The sequence below is a fragment of the Paraburkholderia kururiensis JCM 10599 = LMG 19447 genome, from assembly GCF_003986935.1.
Classification (GTDB): domain Bacteria; phylum Pseudomonadota; class Gammaproteobacteria; order Burkholderiales; family Burkholderiaceae; genus Paraburkholderia; species Paraburkholderia kururiensis.
On sequence record NZ_RJZE01000004.1, the window covers coordinates 1 to 18161 of the forward strand.

Annotated in this window: 19 protein-coding genes; 9 read left to right on the forward strand and 10 right to left on the reverse strand. The window is 65.3% G+C overall.

Features of this window, described 5'->3' with window-relative positions:
* The 6 genes from PKKP23_RS05570 to PKKP23_RS05590 all read left to right on the forward strand — a co-directional run.
* Nucleotides 1–1208, forward strand: a 1208-nt coding sequence (locus PKKP23_RS05570; RefSeq protein ID WP_420873191.1) for a glycoside hydrolase family 19 protein, incomplete at its 5' end; no start/stop codon positions are given.
* 90 nt (nucleotides 1209–1298) lie between these two features.
* Nucleotides 1299–1616 (forward strand): hypothetical protein, encoded by a 318-nt coding sequence (locus PKKP23_RS05575; protein WP_126876142.1) that lies wholly within the window; start codon nucleotides 1299–1301, stop codon nucleotides 1614–1616.
* Nucleotides 1613–1948, forward strand: a complete 336-nt coding sequence (locus PKKP23_RS05580; protein ID WP_126876143.1) for a hypothetical protein — start codon at nucleotides 1613–1615, stop codon at nucleotides 1946–1948. Before PKKP23_RS05575 ends, PKKP23_RS05580 begins: the two co-directional genes overlap by 4 nt.
* 113 nt (nucleotides 1949–2061) lie before the next feature.
* Nucleotides 2062–2325, forward strand: coding sequence for a PAAR domain-containing protein (locus PKKP23_RS05585; RefSeq protein WP_420873192.1), 264 nt, complete (start codon nucleotides 2062–2064; stop codon nucleotides 2323–2325).
* Nucleotides 2326–2389: 64 nt separating this feature from the next.
* Nucleotides 2390–2692, forward strand: a complete 303-nt coding sequence (locus PKKP23_RS34010) for a hypothetical protein (RefSeq protein WP_168724531.1) — start codon at nucleotides 2390–2392, stop codon at nucleotides 2690–2692.
* 140 nt (nucleotides 2693–2832) lie between these two features.
* Nucleotides 2833–3099 carry a hypothetical protein gene (locus PKKP23_RS05590; protein WP_126876144.1) on the forward strand — a complete coding sequence of 89 codons (267 nt, stop codon included), beginning with the start codon at nucleotides 2833–2835 and terminating at the stop codon, nucleotides 3097–3099.
* Between the two features lie 41 nt (nucleotides 3100–3140).
* On the opposite strand, the gene PKKP23_RS05595 is transcribed toward PKKP23_RS05590, so the two are convergent.
* From PKKP23_RS05595 to PKKP23_RS05640, 10 genes are all read right to left on the reverse strand, one after another.
* Nucleotides 3141–3539, reverse strand: a complete 399-nt coding sequence (locus tag PKKP23_RS05595) for a hypothetical protein (RefSeq protein ID WP_240658766.1) — start codon at nucleotides 3537–3539, stop codon at nucleotides 3141–3143.
* Nucleotides 3540–3653: 114 nt separating this feature from the next.
* The gene (locus PKKP23_RS05600; RefSeq protein WP_126876145.1) at nucleotides 3654–4664 is read right to left on the reverse strand and encodes an SDR family oxidoreductase; all 1011 of its coding nucleotides are present in this window, start codon (nucleotides 4662–4664) and stop codon (nucleotides 3654–3656) included.
* 34 nt (nucleotides 4665–4698) lie between these two features.
* A complete protein-coding gene (locus PKKP23_RS05605) occupies nucleotides 4699–6366 on the reverse strand; it encodes a GMC family oxidoreductase (protein ID WP_176048848.1) in 1668 nt (555 codons plus the stop codon).
* Nucleotides 6356–7027, reverse strand: a complete 672-nt coding sequence (locus tag PKKP23_RS05610) for a gluconate 2-dehydrogenase subunit 3 family protein (RefSeq protein ID WP_126876323.1) — start codon at nucleotides 7025–7027, stop codon at nucleotides 6356–6358. The genes PKKP23_RS05605 and PKKP23_RS05610 overlap by 11 nt, the downstream gene beginning before the upstream one ends.
* A gap of 68 nt (nucleotides 7028–7095) precedes the next feature.
* On the reverse strand, nucleotides 7096–7953 hold the full coding sequence (locus tag PKKP23_RS05615; RefSeq protein WP_240658768.1) for a hypothetical protein: 858 nt from the start codon (nucleotides 7951–7953) through the stop codon (nucleotides 7096–7098).
* Nucleotides 7954–8226: 273 nt separating this feature from the next.
* Nucleotides 8227–9444 carry an enolase C-terminal domain-like protein gene (locus tag PKKP23_RS05620; protein ID WP_240658770.1) on the reverse strand — a complete coding sequence of 406 codons (1218 nt, stop codon included), beginning with the start codon at nucleotides 9442–9444 and terminating at the stop codon, nucleotides 8227–8229.
* A gap of 309 nt (nucleotides 9445–9753) precedes the next feature.
* Nucleotides 9754–10473, reverse strand: a complete 720-nt coding sequence (locus tag PKKP23_RS05625) for a DUF4396 domain-containing protein (protein WP_126876147.1) — start codon at nucleotides 10471–10473, stop codon at nucleotides 9754–9756.
* A 376-nt stretch (nucleotides 10474–10849) separates the two neighbouring features.
* Nucleotides 10850–12082 (reverse strand): NAD(P)/FAD-dependent oxidoreductase, encoded by a 1233-nt coding sequence (locus PKKP23_RS05630; RefSeq protein WP_126876148.1) that lies wholly within the window; start codon nucleotides 12080–12082, stop codon nucleotides 10850–10852.
* Between the two features lie 53 nt (nucleotides 12083–12135).
* A complete protein-coding gene (locus PKKP23_RS05635) occupies nucleotides 12136–13686 on the reverse strand; it encodes an amidase (protein WP_126876149.1) in 1551 nt (516 codons plus the stop codon).
* A gap of 100 nt (nucleotides 13687–13786) precedes the next feature.
* Nucleotides 13787–15148: an MFS transporter gene (locus PKKP23_RS05640; protein ID WP_126876150.1), complete on the reverse strand. Its 1362-nt coding sequence runs from the start codon at nucleotides 15146–15148 to the stop codon at nucleotides 13787–13789.
* A 128-nt stretch (nucleotides 15149–15276) separates the two neighbouring features.
* Here PKKP23_RS05640 and PKKP23_RS05645 point away from each other — a divergent pair, with 128 nt between their 5' ends.
* The 3 genes from PKKP23_RS05645 (at nucleotide 15277) to PKKP23_RS05655 (ending at nucleotide 18024) form a co-directional block, all read left to right on the forward strand.
* Nucleotides 15277–16038, forward strand: a complete 762-nt coding sequence (locus tag PKKP23_RS05645; protein WP_240658771.1) for a helix-turn-helix domain-containing protein — start codon at nucleotides 15277–15279, stop codon at nucleotides 16036–16038.
* 185 nt (nucleotides 16039–16223) lie between these two features.
* Entirely contained in the window at nucleotides 16224–17345 is a 1122-nt protein-coding gene (locus PKKP23_RS05650; protein ID WP_126876151.1) for an extracellular solute-binding protein, read from the forward strand.
* Between the two features lie 373 nt (nucleotides 17346–17718).
* Entirely contained in the window at nucleotides 17719–18024 is a 306-nt protein-coding gene (locus tag PKKP23_RS05655; RefSeq protein ID WP_126876152.1) for a hypothetical protein, read from the forward strand.
* Nucleotides 18025–18161: the final 137 nt, after the last annotated feature.

Genomic DNA, 18161 nt, shown 5'->3' on the forward strand with positions numbered 1-18161 from the left:
CGCCCTTCGATAGTGACGGGTTGTGCGATGTCGAGATGTTGAAGAGGCTCGTCAGGGACGCCGCGGCCAACGATCAGCCCGCAGTAGTGAAGGACGCAACCGAAGTCCAGAAGGCAGACGCGCTTTCTTACTACGTGAAGGGCCATGATGAGGTACGTCGAGCCCTGCGCGGATTCATCTGCAACGCGCCGAGTGAATGGGATAGCACGCACAACGAGACGCGCTTCGCGAAGCTGCTCGACGAGAGCGGGTTCTATCACGGCAGCCGAAAGGGCTACGAGGATTTTCTGAAATACCTCAAGGAACTTCAGTTCTGGGACGTGACGGGGTTGCCTGCCGGCCAGAAGCTCTGGTTCTTCCATCCGCTCGCGTTTATCCGGCATTTCAGGAAGTGTGGGTGGTTAAGCCTTCAGGAGCAGATTCAATTGCTACCTCGGAAATCGATATCTGATGCTGGTGGCCACATATCGTGGGTCGAAAGCAAGAAGCGATTTGTTGATGGAAACGACGATTCTCGTGGTCAATCGCCGAAGCACATGTGGCTAGCGCTCAATCATATGTTTAAAAAATACGGATTTAACAGTGACCTTCGGAAGGCTCACTTTTTGGCGCAGGTTTTAAAGGAGACTGGAGCTTTATGCTCGACAAGAGAAAATGGAAGTGCAGATTATTTCCGGAAAATGTACGAGAGCTATAAAGCTAGTGATGCTGCTTATGATTTTGACAACAAATACAATTGGCTTAAGAATCTTGGTTTTCTGAAAAACCGTGATCGTGCTACATACATAGCTCAGCGCCCCGGTGAGGTTCACGCGAAAGCCGTGGCAGGTGGGAATGTCCAGTCGGGAGACGGTCCTCGCTTCTGCGGTCGCGGGCTGATTCACCTTACGTGGAGAAAGAGTTACGGTGAATATGGAATTTACCGCGGCAAGGATTTTACGACTGATCCGAACCCAGCACTATTGCAGTCTGACGCAGAAACGGCGACAGATTCTGCTGGCTACTTCTGGGTTAAGACTCGTATCAACAGAAAGGCCGACCATGGCTCAAGCAACACAGATGTCCAAGGTTGCTTTGGTGTAGTGGGTGGTGCAGGCGGGTTACCTGCGCGGCAGCAGTTCTTTCGTTACGCCTACTTCATTCTTGGCGATACACCAAAAATGCCGACGGATAGCACATTGGAACGTCAAACGGAGGAAGGGGCATGATCTGCTTTCCTGTTCCAAAAATGCAGTGTCTTCAGATAGCATTCTCGGTTGGGGTATATCGTAGTTGAATTTATTAAGGGATCGGTTGTTATGAAAATTCGTCGGACTTCTACATTTTATTTGTTATTGGTGCCGTTTTTTTTGTTGATTTCCCAGTGGACTTATGGTGCGGATATTCCTGCGGCGGTTCAGGCGGCGGTAAGTGCTCGTACCGATGAGAGTCACAAATTGCAGCCACCGATCATCGATGCTGGATCCGCGATGCAAGGAGCGTACATCTACTTTGTGATAAATATGTCAGATGTACCGGATTATAAAAAAATGACAGATCATATATATTGGATGCGCATTTGCTATTTTTGGATGGAGACCATATTTGGCACAATGAAATATTTGATCGTTACGTGAAGGAAGATGGTGTTCCAGAAGTTGCTAGTGTCTTTTTTGTGAACGCAGATCGCGACCCCAAAGATAAAGAGGTCGTCATCCTGGTTCGAACGCCGCTTAATCACTACGATTACGGCGGCGAATATTTCGATGGTTACATTTACAGGTTAACTGGAAATGCTCGGGAAGGTGCTGTTTTCGCGGGATTGCAGAGCGATGCTAGTGCACCTTTTGTGGGTCAATGTGAATGTGGCTTCCGCGATGGCCGCTCTACACATGCACAATATAAGGATGCTGAGTCGATTCGAAAGGCGCTCGCAAGAAGATATCCTGTGGAACCTAAGTTGAAGTGAAGGATGTGGAGATATTTTTATCCATTAAATTAATGATTTAAATAAACCAAATAATACCTCGATAAAAAATCATCTTTCTTCTGGTCACGCTTGAAAACGGCAGGACATGTGCAATGATGAAATTCCCCATCCGTAAGGGCGACAAGCTGGAGAACGGTGGCGAAGTCACAGAAGGCTCACCGTGGTTCGAGGTGATGGGCCGGCCGCTCGCCCGCAAGGGTGACAAGGCGATCTGCGAGCAGCACGGACCCACCACGATTGCCGAGGGTTATGGGAAATTTCCCGACCGGGACGGCAGGGCCGTCGTCTTTCACCACTATCGCTGTGCATGCGGCTGCAGGCTGCTTTCGTCATTGATGAGCTTCAACGTCGCGTAATGCCGGTCGATCTTTCTGCTGCCGGAGGCCCGAGTGCCTATCCCCGCCGCCCCAGGTTCTGGCCTTGGTGGTTCTGCATCTGGCTTGCCTGCAATGTACCGGCGTAGCCATTGCGATGGTGCTTTGGCCGAAGGGTGAGGGGCGGCGCGCCGATGGTGTTTTCGAGCGTCTTCACGATGTCGATGAGCGGGCGCTTGTTCGACTGCGGCATTGCCGTGAACGGACCCGCATCGGGCTGCCTCGTGCGCTGCAACAGCCGCTGAAGATGCTGCTGCAGCTCGGCGAGAGCAGATGGGAATACATAAGGAGTTTCAACGCAGGGCTTTACCGCAGGGTTTCACCGCATAGGCCGTTTCGCGCGGTGTGAGTACCGTGGCGCGAGGCACGAGGAATGCGAGGTTGACGGCGCAGGTGCCTCGCCTAAACTCTTCAGACGTTTCCGGCATCGGTATTGCCCGCCTTTGCAGGACCCTTAGGACCCTTCGGATGTTCGATGGAGGTCACGCCATGAACGCGCAACGTTTAATCGTCAGTGCCGACCGCGGCAAGCTCAGCGTGATCGCCGTATGGAAAACGCTGCAACGGTATGACGTTCAGGTGAGCGGCTGCAAGGCGATCGTGGACGCGCAGCGCGGCGCCGAAAGCCTCATCATCGACCTCGCCGATACCACGCCCGAACGCGTGAGCAACGTGGTGGCCGCGCTGAACCGCCAGCCCGCGCCGCTCAAGGTGATGGTGAGCGTGGCAGCGGACGCGGTGCAGCGGGCGAGGTGAAGCGCGGCATGAGCGCAGCATGAGCGCGCGCTTTCGTTCGCTCAGAACAGCTGGCGTGGCCGGCCTTGCGCCATCTCGTGCGGCATCGTCTCGGGCAGCGTAAAGATGACGTGCGGCAGATCGTCGAGTAGACCCTCGAAGCGGGCGTCGGCTTCGCTCGTGAAAAGCGCATCGAGATAATCGAAGCTCAAGAGCGGTACGAGCGCGCGCAGCGCCGCTTCCTCATCGGGCTGCGGGCCGGTTTCGATGCCGTCCACATCGAGGTGCACGGAGCATGCCGTGCTTCCCGCGCGGTCCATTGCGCCGATGTCGATCAGCTTGCCCGCAACGTTTTGCGCGAGCACCCGGCCGTTATGAGCGAACACGCGGAACGGGCGGTCGAACTGCGGCAGCGAACGCCGTGCTTCGCTTCTGACTTGCCTTCGTGTTTCGTTAGCCATCCTGATTCCTCCTCATTTCAGCACGAGACCGGCGTGAGACCGATCACATGTGCCGAGGTCGCAAGGACAGTGCCACGTCGGCCGCGCTGGGCGAGCGAGGCACCTGAACCGTCCCTATACGTTGCCTCGACGGCTGCGCCATGCGAACAGCGCGGCAAGCGCGAGCGTCGCCGCGGCGAACGCCGTGCGCCGATGCGTGTCCAGCCACAGCGAGGCGCTCGTGGCGCGCGCTTCGTCGCCGAACGCGCCGCGCAGGCGATGCTTGTCGGGCACCGGGTCCCAGAGGTCGACGGGGCGCGCGGGGTCGGTAGGCGTCTTGCGCTGCTGGCCGCGCCACGCATGGTGTGCGAGATAGCGGTCGAGCCATGCCGGCGCGATCCGGTTCGCAAAAATCGCCTTCACGGACGAGAAGCCCACGTCGAGTTCGCGCCGCTTGTGGGTGGCGGCCCAGAAGATGGCGCGCGCAGCCACCTCCGGTTCGTAGACCGGCGCGACGGGCCGCGGCTCGCCCGGCAGGCGGCAGAGCGCCCAGTCGAATTGCGGCGTGTTGAGCGCGGGCATCTGCACCATCGTTACGTGCACGCGGCTTTTCTCGTGCAGCAGCTCGCTGCGCAGCGCGTCGGTGAAGCCGCGTATGGCGAATTTGGCGCCGCAATACGCCGATTGCAGCGGAATGGCGCGATACGCGAGCGCCGAGCCCACCTGCACGATCGTGCCGCGATTGCGCGGCCGCATATGCGCGAGCGCGGCCATCGTGCCCCACACGTAGCCGTGGTAGGTCACGTCCGTGACGCGCGCGAACTCCGCGGGTTCAATCGCCGTGATGGGTGCGAATACCGTCACCATCGCGTTGTTGACCCATACGTCGATGGGGCCCAGCTCGCGTTCCACGCGATCCGCGGCGGCGTGCACGGCGTCGGCGTCGCTCATGTCGAGCGCGATGGGCAGGGCGCGGGCGCCCAGCTGCCGAATGCCTTCGGCGACGGTTTCGAGCGCCTCGGCATCGCGCGCGATGAGTGCCACGTTGGCGCCTCGCTGCGCAAAACACAGCGCCGTCGCGCGGCCCACGCCTGCGCTCGCGCCCGTAACGACCACGACTTTCGGTGTGCGTGAAAGGAACGGCATGACGTTGTCTCCTTTGTGCTTGTGTGGGGAGTCATCAGAGTTCGCCGCGCGAGCGCAGCGTCGCGATGCGATCCGCGGTGCGGCACGCAATGGTCTGGATGGTGAGCGACGGGTTCACGCCGCCTACGGTGGGGAACACCGAGCCGTCGCAGACCCAGAGATTCGGAATGTCCCAGCTGCGGCAGTCGGCGTTCACGACGCTCGTGCGCGGGTCGTCGCCCATGCGCGCGGTGCCGTTGAGATGGCAGGTGTCGTCGTGCTGCTTCCAGACGTTGCGCCCGCCCGCCGCTTCGAGCGCGCGCTGCATGAATTCCAGCGAGTGCTCCACGAGCTTCAGGTCGTTTTCGCAGTACGAATGCGTGACGCGCGCAATGGGCAGGCCGTACGGGTCTTTTTCGTCGGCAAGCGTGACGCGGTTGCGTTCCTGCGGCAGCGTTTCGCCCACGATCTTGAGGCCCGCCTGATGGTTGTACTGCTCCATCTCGGCGGCGAGCGCGTCGCCCCACAGCCCGCGTCCCGTTTGCACCGCGGCCCATGCCTTCGGCAGCGGCCCCTGGCTCATGTAGCAATAGCCGCCGAAGAAGTCCTTGCCTTTGTCGGTGTAGTTCCAGTGCTCGGTCATCGCGAGCGAGGGCGGCCCCTTGTACCAGCGGATTTCTTCGTCCATGAGGCCCCAGACGGCCTGGTTCGACTGCACCATCAGGTTCTTGCCGACGAGACCCGAGCTGTTCGCGAGACCGTCGGGAAAGCGCGGCGTGGCCGACATCAGCAAGAGGCGCGGCGTTTCGATCGCATAGCCCGCCACCACGACGTTGCGCGCGCGCTGGAATTGCCAGCGCCCTTCGCGGAAGTACTCGACGCCGTCCACGCGGCCCTGATCGTTCACGGAGATGCGGCCTGCCATCGCGAGGTCGCGAATCTCGGCACCGGCGCGCAGCGCGCGCGGTATCCACGTGACGAGCGCGCTTTGCTTCGCGTTGGTCGCGCAGCCCGTCACGCAGAAGCCGCGATAGACGCACGGATGCGCCGCGCCGCGCGGTGCGGAGACGGTGGCGAGCGGCGTGGGCGTCCACGGAATGCCGAGCGCCTCGCAACCGCGCGCGAGCACGAGCGCCGAGGCGTTCAGTTCGTGCGCGCGATACGGATAGCGCGGCCGCGGCGGCCCCCACGGGTAGCGCACGGGGCCCGAAATTTTTAGCGCGTCTTCCACTTCGCTGTAGTAGTGCCACATCTCGCGCCAGTCGATGGGCCAGTCCGCGCCGTAGCCGAGCAGGCTGCGCGACTTGAACCACTCGGGACGAAAGCGCAGCGACACCATGGCGAAATGCACGGTGCTGCCGCCCACGGCCTTGCCGCTGTTGTTGCTGCCGAGCTTCAACGGATGGTCGCCGTCGCAGAGGCGTTCGTCGGTCCAGTAGAGCTTGGACTGGTGCGTTTCGTCGGAGGCGAACTCTTCGAGCGGACGCCACCAGGCCCCTGCATCGAGCGCAACCACCTTGAAGCCGTGCTCCGCAAGCCGACAGGCAAGCGTGCCGCCGCCCGCGCCGGTGCCGACGATCGCGAAGTCCACGGGCTCGTCCTGGCGGTACTCGCGCATCGGCACCCAGCCGCCGCGCGTGAAGACGTCGGGCGCGCGGCCGTGCTTGCCGCGTGGGTGGTGCAGGGCGTCGGTGAGGGAATCGGTGAGCACGTCATCGGACACGGCGGTTCTCCCGTTCCACGCGCGCCATGTCTGCGGGCGTGGTGTCGTGTGCCTCGACGGGCTCCCACGGGTCGCGGCGATTGGCTTGCATGCGCACATAGCCGCGCGGATTCGCCGGGCCGCCGAAGCCGATCTCGCTCCACGACTGCGGATGCCCGTAGTACGCGGAGCCGAGGTCGTGCAGCACGCGTTCGGTGAAGAAGAGACCGCTTGGCATGCCGTGCCATTCGGGGCCACCGAGCGCGCCGCGCTGCATGTCGCGAATCAGGTCGTCGCGTGATGCGTTGTCGAGTTGCGCGAAGGGCACGCGGTGACGCGTGCGGCTCGCGGCATCGAGCGCCGCGAGACCGGTTTGCCAGGCTTCGCGCAGCGGCGGCAGCCGTGCGTCGCGAAAGCCGTCGCGCACGTCGCCGGCGAGTTTGGCGTCGATGTAGGCGGCGAGGGGCACGGCGGGTTCGTGTGTCGCGGCGTTGTCTGCGTCATCGCTTTTACTGCCGTTTGACGTTGGACGTGCGGCCTGCGGAATGATCGCGGCACACAACGCCTGCAGCGTCTGCCATTGCGCTTCGTTGCAAAAGCGCGCGACGTCGCGCTGCGCGAGCCGATGGTCGATCACGGCGCGCGTCGCGTCGTCCCACGACACGCTGTCGCGCTTGCGCATGACGTCATAGCCTGGATAGCGGCCCGACGATCGGTCATGTACCGGCGACGATGTCGACAAACCATGCTTCATCTTTCCGTGCTCCTCATACGCAATGCCGCGAGCCCCGCGAGCGCGAGGGCCGTGAACGAGGGCGGCGCGGGCAGTGGCGGACCGTTGAGCACGTTCTGCGTCCACGCGCGCCAGCCGCCCTGATAGCGCGCGATGCCGCGCGCGTGAAAGGCCACGCCGATGCCGCCCAGCGCTGCGGTGACGCGCAGCCACAGCCGGGTCCACCAGCGCTCGCGCGGCTCACCGAGCGCGGCGCATGCGAGCAGCGCGGCACTGACCGGCGCCACAGCGATGGGCGCATACATCGCGCGATGTTGGAACGAGCCGCGAAAGTGCAGCAACGCGACCTCACCCAGGGTGCCCACCAGCCCCACGGCGGAAACCAGCGCGAGCGCCTTGCCCGCAGGCATGCCGAAGAGTTGCGGGTCTTCGGCGGGCTCGTCGCGCAGCCGTTCGGCCACAGCGCCGAGCACGCCGGAGAGCAGCAACGCCATGGGCGCGCCAAGCGGCGCGCCGTAGAACAGGTTGTGCCAGCTCAACTGCCCGGGCCGCTTCGTCACGTTGTAGAGATGGAACCCCGTGCCCACCACGCCGACCGTTGCCGCGAGGCGATACGCCGCGTGTCGCAGCGCATGCAGCCCCGGCGTGCGGTCCGTGCCGCCGTGCGCGCCCGCGGCGAGTGCGAGCGCGCCGGCCACGAGCGGCGCATACATGGCGCGATTCTCGAACGACCCGCGGTAGTGTTCGATGCCGCTGTCGGTCAAAGCGGACCACGCGAGCAGGGCCGAACTGCGGTTGAACGCGCGGGCCGCGAGGATGTGCTCGTGCACGAGCGTGCCGTCGCGCTCGCGGGTGGCGGGGCGGGTGGCGGGCATGGTGTTCGCCGAGGTGCGTGGCAGGCGGGCGCGAGCGGCGGAGCCAGCGCTGGGCCCGAGGTTAGGCCCGGGGGTGGCTCCTTCGTCGGCGGCACGGTCATCGTCGTGGTGGGCACCGCGTACAAGAGCGAACGCAGCGAGGCCCACGGCGCCGGCCACACCACAGAGCGACAGAAAAGAGTGACCTTGATCGTTCATCGCATGTTCATCCGTTGTTCTCTCCTTGCTGTGGCGGCATTGCGCCATGGCGTCCTGGCATCGTGGCGCGGCGGCTCACACGGCGAACTGCCGCGCGTCCGCGTAGCGAAAGGCGAGGCCGCAGCCGGGCCGCGAGAGGTCCGGCGCAATCGCACCGTTGCGCGGCACGGGTGCGCCGTCGAACAGCATCGCTTCGATGCGCACGTGGTCGTGGAACCACTCCTGATGACGCAGGCCCGGCACCGCGGCGGCCACGTGCAGATGCAGCGCCGGCGCGCAGTGCGCGGATAGCGGCACGTGCCACGCATCGGCAAGGCGCGCGGCCTGCATGAAGCCCGTCACGCCGCCGCAGCGGCTTGCGTCGGCCTGCAGCACGTCGACGGCGCGCGCTTCGAGCAGGCGGCGCGAATCGTCGGCGGTGTAGCTGTATTCGCCCGCGGCGATGTCCATGCCCGCGGGCGCGCGCAGACGTATGGCGTGCAGGCCCGCGGTGTCGTCCGAACTCACCGGCTCTTCGAACCACGTCACGCCGTAGGGCGCGAACGCATCGGCGGCGCGCAGTGCCTGCTGTACCGAAAGTGCGCCGTTCGCGTCGACGAAGAGTTCGGCGCCTGTACTGCCTGAATCGCTCGAACCGCCTGCTCCGCCTGTACCGATCGCCGCGCGCGCGTGCTTCACGCGGTCGGGGTCGCGCGCCGGGTCGCTGCCCACTTTCATCTTCACGGCGCGGCAACCGTCGTGTGCGACCCAGCGGCCCAATTGTTCCGCGAGATGCGCATCGGTGTAGTTCGTGAAGCCTCCGCTGCCGTAGATGGGCACCGATTCGCGCGCCATGCCGAGCACCTGTGCGAGCGGCGCATGCAGCAGCTTCGCCTTGAGGTCCCAGAGCGCGCAGTCGAGCGCCGAAATGGCCGTGGCGGCAAGTCCCGCGCGCCCCAGGTTGCGCACGCGCTGCTGCATGCGCAGCCACAGCGCGCCGGTGTCGCCCGGGTCCGCGTGCATGAGCACGGGCGCGAGCGTGTCGCGTATCAGGCTCGCCACGCAGGCGTCGGAATACGTGTAGCCGAGTCCCGTTTCGCCGCCCGCGTCGATCTGCGCGACCACGAGCGTGGTGGCGTTCCAGCTGAAGGTGCCGTCGGCCTCGGGGCTTTCGGCAGGAACGGTGTAGGCCGCGGCGCGCAGGGCGGTGATGCGCGGGCCGAAGCGGCGCTCGTATCCGTCGGTGAGGTCCGTTCTGCCGGTGGACTCCGTTCGCGGTTCGCGTGATTCGCGCGATGAGGGCGCGTCGTTCATTTCGTTCGTCGCCTGTGGGTTCGTCTGCTGCGCTTGACAGCGTGCTGATGGCAGTTGCATGCGGACGTCGTTCTGACCTCCGCCCACGAGGCGCGCGCAACATTCGTTCCTTGCAGCACGTAAGCGAAGGAGCAGGCATGCGCGCGACGGTGACCATTCGTGGCCATTCGCAGCGACGGCAAGAGCGGCGCCGTTGTATTGCCTGGAATTTTTACCGGACTTTCAGCGGCATTGAGCGAAAGAGCGCGGTTGCAGAAAACGAAACCGGAGACGAGCGCGAGGGCTCGTACGCTACACGCACTACATGCGCTACATGCGTTCCTTGATGCCGCGCGCGATCAGCCACACGTTGACCGGATACGTGGTGGCGAAGCCTGCGAGCATGGCCCACTGCATCGGTAGCCAATAGGCGAGCGTTTTCGGCGTGAGCCCGGCAAAGGTGTGGGACGTGATCCACATCACGACGAACATGCCCACTTCGTAAGCGACGAGCGAGAGCGTGTCGGCCTTGATGGCCTGCACGAGTCCCGCGCGCACGCCGAGGCCGCGCATGGGCGCAATCGCGAAGAACTGGAACACGATGCCGAGCACGTAAGCGAGCACGAAGCCGATCATCACCTTGCCCGCGAACACCGAGCCCCACGGCCGGAACCGGGTACCGTAGGCGAGCCAGTCGCCGATGAAATCGCCGAGCGCGCAGCCCGCGCCGCAGTGTGCCGCGCCTTCGAACACGGCCTGCCACATGGGGCGTGATGGAGGTGACGAAAAAGCGTGCTTGCTGCTCGGCTGGCTGTGTTCGCCGTGGGCATGTTGCACGCCATGTGAACCCGCGCTGTTCGCGCGACCGAACCACAAATAAAAGATCAGCCCCACAGGTCCCCAATAAAGCACCGTCAACGGCCAGACGAACGCCATCACGCGCATGGGCGGCCGGTGCCGGGGCGACAAGACGTCCGCGGCGACGTAGAGCGCGGCGAGCACGGAAAGCGGTAGCCACACTGCTGCCGCCTGAGCGAGCCAGGGTGGCATGAGAGTCCTCGCAGATACAACCGGTGCGTTGGAAAGAGGCCGAGACGATGCGCGGCACGAATGAGGCCGGCGCGGTGTTTGTCGATCAGAGCTATTGCGATTGATCGCGCAACACGGGCCGCACGTTGCGTCTGGCACGTCGACCCGTTCAGCACGAAGCGCGCCCGCGGTCGGGAACCGTGGGCGCGCTTCGTGTTGCAGACGGGAACAGCGTGCGGGGGGAAAGCGCGCGGGAAGAGGGTTCAGGAAGCTAGCTAATGCAGCTGGCTAATGCAGCTGGCTAATGCAGCTGGCTAATGCAGCTAGCTAATGCAGCTAGCTAATGCAGCCGCAGTCAACCTGAGGCAAACACGCGCAACCTCAGGCCCGCACCCCATCAAAACCGGTCGGCCCTGAACGGCCGCGGATCCACCACCGGCTGCGTGCCCGTCACCATCTCGGCAATCAGCCGTCCCGTGACCGGCCCGAGCGTGAGACCGTGATGCGCATGGCCGAACGCGAACCACAGGTCGGCATGGCGCGGCGCCGGGCCGATCACGGGCATCATGTCCGGCGTGCATGGGCGGCGGCCCAGCCACGGCGTGGCATCCAGACGTTCGCCCAGCGGAAACACCTTGCGCGCGATGGGCTCCACCGCGTCGAGCTGGGCCGGCGTGGGCGGCGCATCGCGCAACGCAAGCTCGGCGCCCGTGGTGAGGCGAATGCCGCGCGCCATCGGCGTGATGAGGTAGCCGATCTCGGCATCCAGCACGGGCTGGTTGAGACGCGCGCCGTTTTGTGCAGCGTAGTGCATGTGATAGCCGCGCTTCACGGCGAGCGGCAAGTGGTAGCCGAGCCTGGTCGTGACGAGGTCGGACCAGGGGCCCATTGCCACCACCGCCGAACGCGCTTCGACTACGCCTGCGTCGGTAGTCACGCGCCAGCCAGGTTCGAGCGTAGTGGCGTCGCCCGTCAGGATGCGGCCGCCCAGTCGCACGAAATGGCGCGCATAGGCCGTGACGAGTGCGTTCGGATCGCTCACCGAATCCGAGTCCGTATAGCGCAGTCCGCCCATGAGGTCGTGGCTGAGCCACGGCTCGTCGTGTTGCAGGCGTGCGGCGTCGAGCACGTCGAACTGCACGCCGTACTCCGTGTTCCAGCGGCGCGCCTGACGTTGCTCCGCTTCGAACTTCTGCGCCGTGCGAAACACCTTGACCCAGCCGCCGGTGCGCAGCAGATCGCCTGCGCCCGAGGCCTCGATCAGCGCGCGATGCTCGGTAATGCAATGCTCGATCAGCGTGGAATACGCGCGTGCGATGGCCGCGTGACGATCGGGCCGCGAGTTGTACCAGTAGCGGTAGAGGAACGGCAGCAGATGGGGCAGCGCGGCCGCGTGGTAGCGCACGTCGGTGGAACGGTTCAGCGCATAGCGCAGCAGGGTGCCGAAGTTGCGCGGAAAGGCGTACGGATACACGCCCTCGCGTTGAATGAGCCCGGCGTTGCCGAACGAGGTTTCGTAGCCGGGCGCGCGGCGATCCACGAGCGCGACCGCGAGTCCGCGCTGTTGCAGATGCAGCGCGACGGAGACCCCCACCATGCCTGCGCCGAGTACGACGGCATCGAACTTCATTGCAGCGATTCCTTGTTTCGTTGTGTTGTTATGAGCGTGCCGCGACGCGGGGCTTAGGCCACCGAGATGCCCTCGCGCTCGCCAGTTGCCGCGCCGAACACGGGCGGCGCCGTCACGATGGACTTGAGCGACGGGTTCGGCTGCGTGAGCTTCGACAGATCGGGCCGCGGACGACGCAGCGCAGGCACCACGTCGAATGCCTGCTCCAGCGCCTGCGCCACCGCGAGCGTCTTCAGGTCGCCGTGGAAGGGTCCGACGATCTGCAAGCCGAACGGCATGCCTGCGTGATCCACACCGCACGGCAGCGAGAGCGCCGGGTGCGTGGTGAGCGTCACCACGTACGTGAGGGCGAGCCAGCGATAGTAGTTCTCCTGCGCGCGGCCGTTGATCTGCGCTGCGTACAGTTCGCGCCATGGAAACGGCGAGACCGGCGTGGTGGGCGAGACGATCACGTCGTAGCGCTCGAACGCGGCCTGGAAGCGGCGGAAAAGGCGCGTCTGCTCGGTTTGCGCCCAGGCGCTGTCGGCGAGCGTCATCGCGGCGCCCATCTCGTAGTTCGCGCGCGTGTTGGGACCGAGCGCGCTCGGGTCGCGTGCATACGCGTCGCGCAGGCCCGCCACGAAGCTCTCGGCGCGGATCACGTCGAAGGCGCGGTGCGCGTCGCCCAGATCGAACGGCACGGGCTCGCAGGTGCGAACCCAGGGCGCGAGCGCCGCCATGCGCGCGCGGAACACGGCGCGAATGTCGTCGTCGACGTCGCAGCAGCCGAAGTCTTCGGTGAAGCCCACGCGCAGCGTGGAGAGATCGAAGGCGGGCAGGGTGGCGAAGCTGAGCGGATCGGTTTCGTAGCTGAGCGGGTCGCTTGCCGAAAGACCCGCGGTAGCCGCGAGTTGCAGCGCGGTTTCGGCGACCGTGCGGCCCATCGGACCCACGACCGAAATCGGCGTCCAGCCCAGCAGCCGGCGCGAGTTCGGCACGAGCCCCGGCGACGGACGAAAGCCCACCACGCCGCATTTGGCGGCGGGAATGCGCAGCGAGCCGCCTGTGTCTGAGCCCGTGCAGACGGGCAGCATGTCGCAGGCGAGTGCGGCAGCGGAGCCGCCTGACGACCCGCCCGCGTTGAGTTCGGGGTTGAACGGGTTGCCCGTGGCGCCCCACACCGGGTTGCGCGTGTTCGCGCCCGCGCCCAGTTCGGGCACGTTGGTCTTCGCCACGACGATGGCGCCCGCCGCGCGCAGGCGCTCCACCAGCACGACGTCGTGCGCGGGCACGTTGGCGCGCGACATCGGCGAGCCGTAGGTGGTGAGCAGGCGGGCCGTGTCTTCGAGATCCTTCACGCCGAGCGGCAGGCCGTGCAAGAGACCGAGCGGCTCGCCCGCCAGCACCTTGCGCTCGGCGGCTTGGGCGGCGGCGCGGGCGGCGGCGTAGTCGGTCGCGGTGATGGCGTTGACGGCGGGGTTGATGGCTTCGATGCGCGCGATGCAGGCCTCGAGCAGTTCGACGGGTGAGATCTCTTTTGCGCCGATCAGACGGCGCAGCTCGACAGCGCTGCGCGCGACCAGCTCGTGGCGATCGATTGAAGGGGTGGACACGGGTTCGGACATGAGTACGGTTCCGGAGTCGGATGAAGGTGAACAGGCTCGCGCCAGCGAGCCAGGTCAATGAATTACGCCAACGGGTTACGTCAACGAATTACGCCAACGGTTACGTCAACACTTCGCCCGTGCGGTCGCGCAGCCAGATTACCGGCACGAGCGATACGGCGCAGGCCGCGGCGACATACCACGCGGGCGCCAGCACGTTGCCCGTGAGCGCCACGAGCCAGCTCGCAATGAACGGAGAGAAGCCGCCGAAGAACGACGCGCTCACCACGTAGGTGAGGGCGATGCCCGTGGCGCGCACGGGCTTCGGGAACAGCTCCGGAATCATCACGAGCACCGGCACGATGTGCCCCGCCACGAAGACCCCAAGGAACGCGGAGACGGCGCAGAGCAGGAGCGTCGACGGCTCGGCCGAGAGCCACGCAAACGCAGGATAAACCGTCACCAGCAAAACGACGCGCGAGACGACCAGCACGCGCTTGCGGCTGAAGCGGTCGGCGAGCTTGCCGGCGAGCGGCGCGGCCACGAACAGCACGAGCGAACTCACGATGCCGGACACGACGGCCGCCGTCTGCGGCAGATGCAGCGTGCGCACGGCGTAGCTCGGCAGGAAGAACGCGGTGATGTAGACGGACACCGAGCCGCCCAGTTCGGCAAAGGTGCCGAGCACCGTGAGCTTGAGGTGCGTGGTGAGGGCCGCTTTCAGCGCGGCGTAACGCCCTGTGTCTGTCGAAGATGCCGGCGCCTTGCGGGCTGCCGGGGTCGTGGAGGCCTGGGCTGCGTAGGCGTGGGCCGATGCATCCCGATCTGCCTCGCCGCCCAGCGTTTCTTCGAGGCGCTGCCGGATCAGCATGCCGACCGGCGCCGCGACGATGCCGAGCAGGAACGGAATGCGCCAGCCCCAGGCGAGCAGCGCGTCTTTCGGCAGTGCCGCGTTCACGATGGTCGCTACTACCGCGCCGAGCGCGATGCCCAACGCGATGGCGGCGAAATTCCAGCTCGCGAAGAACGCCCGTGTGTTGTCGGACGCGTGCTCGATGAGCAGCGTCGTGCCCGGGCCGAACTCGCCGCCCGCGGCGAAGCCCTGCAGCAGGCGCGCGCCGAGCACGATGAAGGGCGCGGCCATGCCGGCCACGGCGTAGGTGGGCGCGGTCGCGATCAACGCGCAACTGGCGGCCATCAGCATGATGGTGAGCACCATCGCCTTCTTGCGGCCTACGCGGTCGGCATAGCCGCCAATCACGATGCCGCCGAGCGGCCGCACCACGAAGCCCACCCCGAACACGCCGATGGAGAGCAGGAACTGGTTCACGGGCGACGCGGCCGGGAAGAACAGCTGACCGATCTGGATGGCGAAGAAGCTGTAGATCGTGAAGTCGTAGTACTCGAGCGCCGTGCCGAGCGTCGTCGCGGCGATGACCTGGGCCTTCGAGAGGCCCGCCTTTTGCAATGCGAGAGTGGACACAGCGGCGGCTCCTTCAGCGTGGCTCTGGGATGCGGTTATCCTATACGAGAAAAAAATAATTCTCGTATACGACAAAACCCTCGCCCGAATTCACACACCAGGGCGAGATCTCACGCTCCGGTTTTCACATGGCCAAATCTGTTGCCCGTTCCCACGCTCGCTCCGTGCCGGTCGCCGCGCCGCAGGCTGCTGCCGATGCTGTCGATGCCACGGCGCCCGGGGTGGCGCTGCCGGTTTCATCGCCGGCTTCGTCTTCATCTTCACAGCCGAAATCCGCACAGACCGACCACAAGGCCGTAGGCGGCCGGCTGCGCGATGCGCGCAAGGCGCGGCGGCTTACGCTCATGCAGCTTTCGGAGCAGTCCGGCATCGCGGTGTCCACCATCTCCAAGGCCGAACGCGGCGACATCGCGCTTACCTACGACAAGTTCGCCGCACTGGCCCACGCCTTGCAGCTCGACTTCGACGCGCTCTTCGGACGCGCCGCGCCCAACGCGGCCCGCACGCGCGAGGCGTCGATGACGCCGTCGTTCACGGCGTCCGGCGAGCAGATGATCTACGACACGCCCAATTACGAGTACGGCATGCTCGCCGCCGACCTCACCGGCAAGCGCATGGTGCCCATGCGCGCACACGTGCGTGCGCGTTCGCTCGCGGACTTTCCCGACTACATCCGCCACAGCGGCGAGGAATTTGTATTTCTGCTGCACGGCGCGCTCGAACTGCGTTTCGAGAACGGCACCGCCTACGCGCTCAAGCCGGGCGACAGTCTTTACTTCGACAGCTCGATGGGCCACGTCTACCTGAGCACGGGGAAGGGCGACGCCGAAGTGCTCGTGTGCTGTGTGGAGACGGACACCGACGCGCCGCGGCCGCCCGAAGCGATCTGAGCGACGCATCGCGCGACGCATGCCGGTTCGCCGGCCGCGAAGTTTGACGCGAAGTCACGCGGGCCAGGCGTGACTTCATGGGCCTGGCGTGATTTCGCGCGACCTTACACGACCTTACCCCACGCACCTCCAGTACCATTTGCCCGCACCACCGCTATTGTCGAAGTCCAGCGAGGAGACCCACGATGAAGCTGTGCAGCACCTTCGCGGCGAGGGCCGTCGCGCTTTGCACTGCGCGCGGCGCGACGGTGACGGCCGCGCTCGCCGTCGCGCCGGCCTTCGGCCTTGCCGCGCTGGCCTTCGGCCTCGCCGCGCCAGCGCCGGTTCAGGCGCAGACGACGACCGTCTACATCGGCATGAACGGTGGTCCGATGGAAAGGGCGTACACGAGCCAGGTGCTGCCCGACTTCGAGAAGGCCAACAACGTGAAGGTGACGGTGGTGCCCGGCACGTCGTCGGAAACGCTTGCGAAATTGCTGGCGAGCCGCGCGCATCCGTCCATGCACGTGGCCTTTCTCGACGACGGCGTGATGGAGCGCGCGGTGAATAGCGGCGTATGCCAGAAGCTCGACGACTCGCCCGCGCTGCGCGAGCTGTATCCGTTCGCGCGCATGAAGGACGACATCGGCGCGGGGGTCCAGCTCGGCATGACGGGCATCGGCTACAACACGAAACTCTTCGCGCAGAAGGGCTGGGCGCCGCCCCGTTCGTGGATGGACTTCGCCAATCCCAAATACCGGGGCAAAGTGGTGTTTCAGTCCGCGGCCACCAGCACGTTCGGGCTGCATGGCTTTCTCGCCATCAACCGTCTGCTGGGCGGCAGCGACCGGGACGTCGAGCCCGGCTTCACGAAATGGGCGAGCACGGTGGGCCCGAACGTGGTCGCGTACATTCCGAACTCGGCGAAGCTTGCGCAGATGATCGAGAGCGGCATGGCGGGCCTCTTTCCGCTTTCGCCCACCGCCGTGGGCGACATGGAGGACAGGGGCGTGCCCGTTGCCTACGTGAACCCGATAGAGGGCGCCGTGCTCCTGCTCGTGGACCTGTGCGTCGTGAAGGACAACCCCGACCCCGCACTTGCCCAGAAGCTCGCGCAGTACCTGCTTTCGGCCGAGGCGCAAACGAAGGCCGCCGCAGCCGGCCGGCAGATTCCAACGAACCGCGATGCCGCGACCACGCCCGCCATGCGCAAGAGCGTCGGCGACCTGAGCGACCTGGTGCGCAGGGTGACCGTGGTCGACTGGGACGCCATCAACGCGCATCGCACCGAATGGGACGCGCGATGGAAGCGCACGATCGCGCAGTAGCCGGCGCCGGCAGCTAGTAGCCGGTGGGCCGACAGCCGGCGCCGGTGATTGCCCACCCGCGCGGCCAGCCACGGCCTGCAGTGGGCCCTAAGGATTTCCTGACACGCGATTCAGCACCTATCCCGCGCCGATTCCGCCCTTCCCGACGGAAAGCGGGCGCGCCCGCTCCTACCATGTCGCATGGGAGCGCATGAAGCGGCTAATGAGGTCACTGCGGAGATCACGGCCAGGACCGGCGCGCGAACATCGTTGTTGTTGTCGTAGCGGGTTTCAAGGCGGTTACCGAGGCGATGAGTCGTGCGCCCGCCTGAACAGGCGCAACAAGAGCATGCCAGCTGCCGGTATCGCCATTTGCGGGGAGCGGTTTTTTATCATGTCCAGTCTGTTGTCCGAGCGCGAGGCCGTGCATGCGCGCGTCGAGCGTGCTTGCATGTGCCTCTTCGACACGTGGTGCGAAACGCGCAGTGTCGTGCCGCTCACCTATCTGCTGCACTGCTGGCCGCTCGCGGACGGTAGCGCGAGAGCCATTCGTCGCATGCGCGACACGCTGCGCGAGTTGCAGAGTTCGCATCCCGACGCGCTGGACGCATCGGCCGCTTTGACGCTTGCCACGCTGATCCGTTGCGTGGACGAGGCGCTCGTGGAATCGCCCCTTGCCGGGCAGAAGGCGGGGCGCTAGCGGGCCACACGCGACTTCTGGGCGGCCGGTACCACGGGTACCACGGAGAGGTCTGATGGGCCACGGCTAGCAGCGGCAGCGAGCCGATCGCCGCCACGGCGGCCAGAAAAAGCTGCGGGCCACAGCCACGGCGAGCG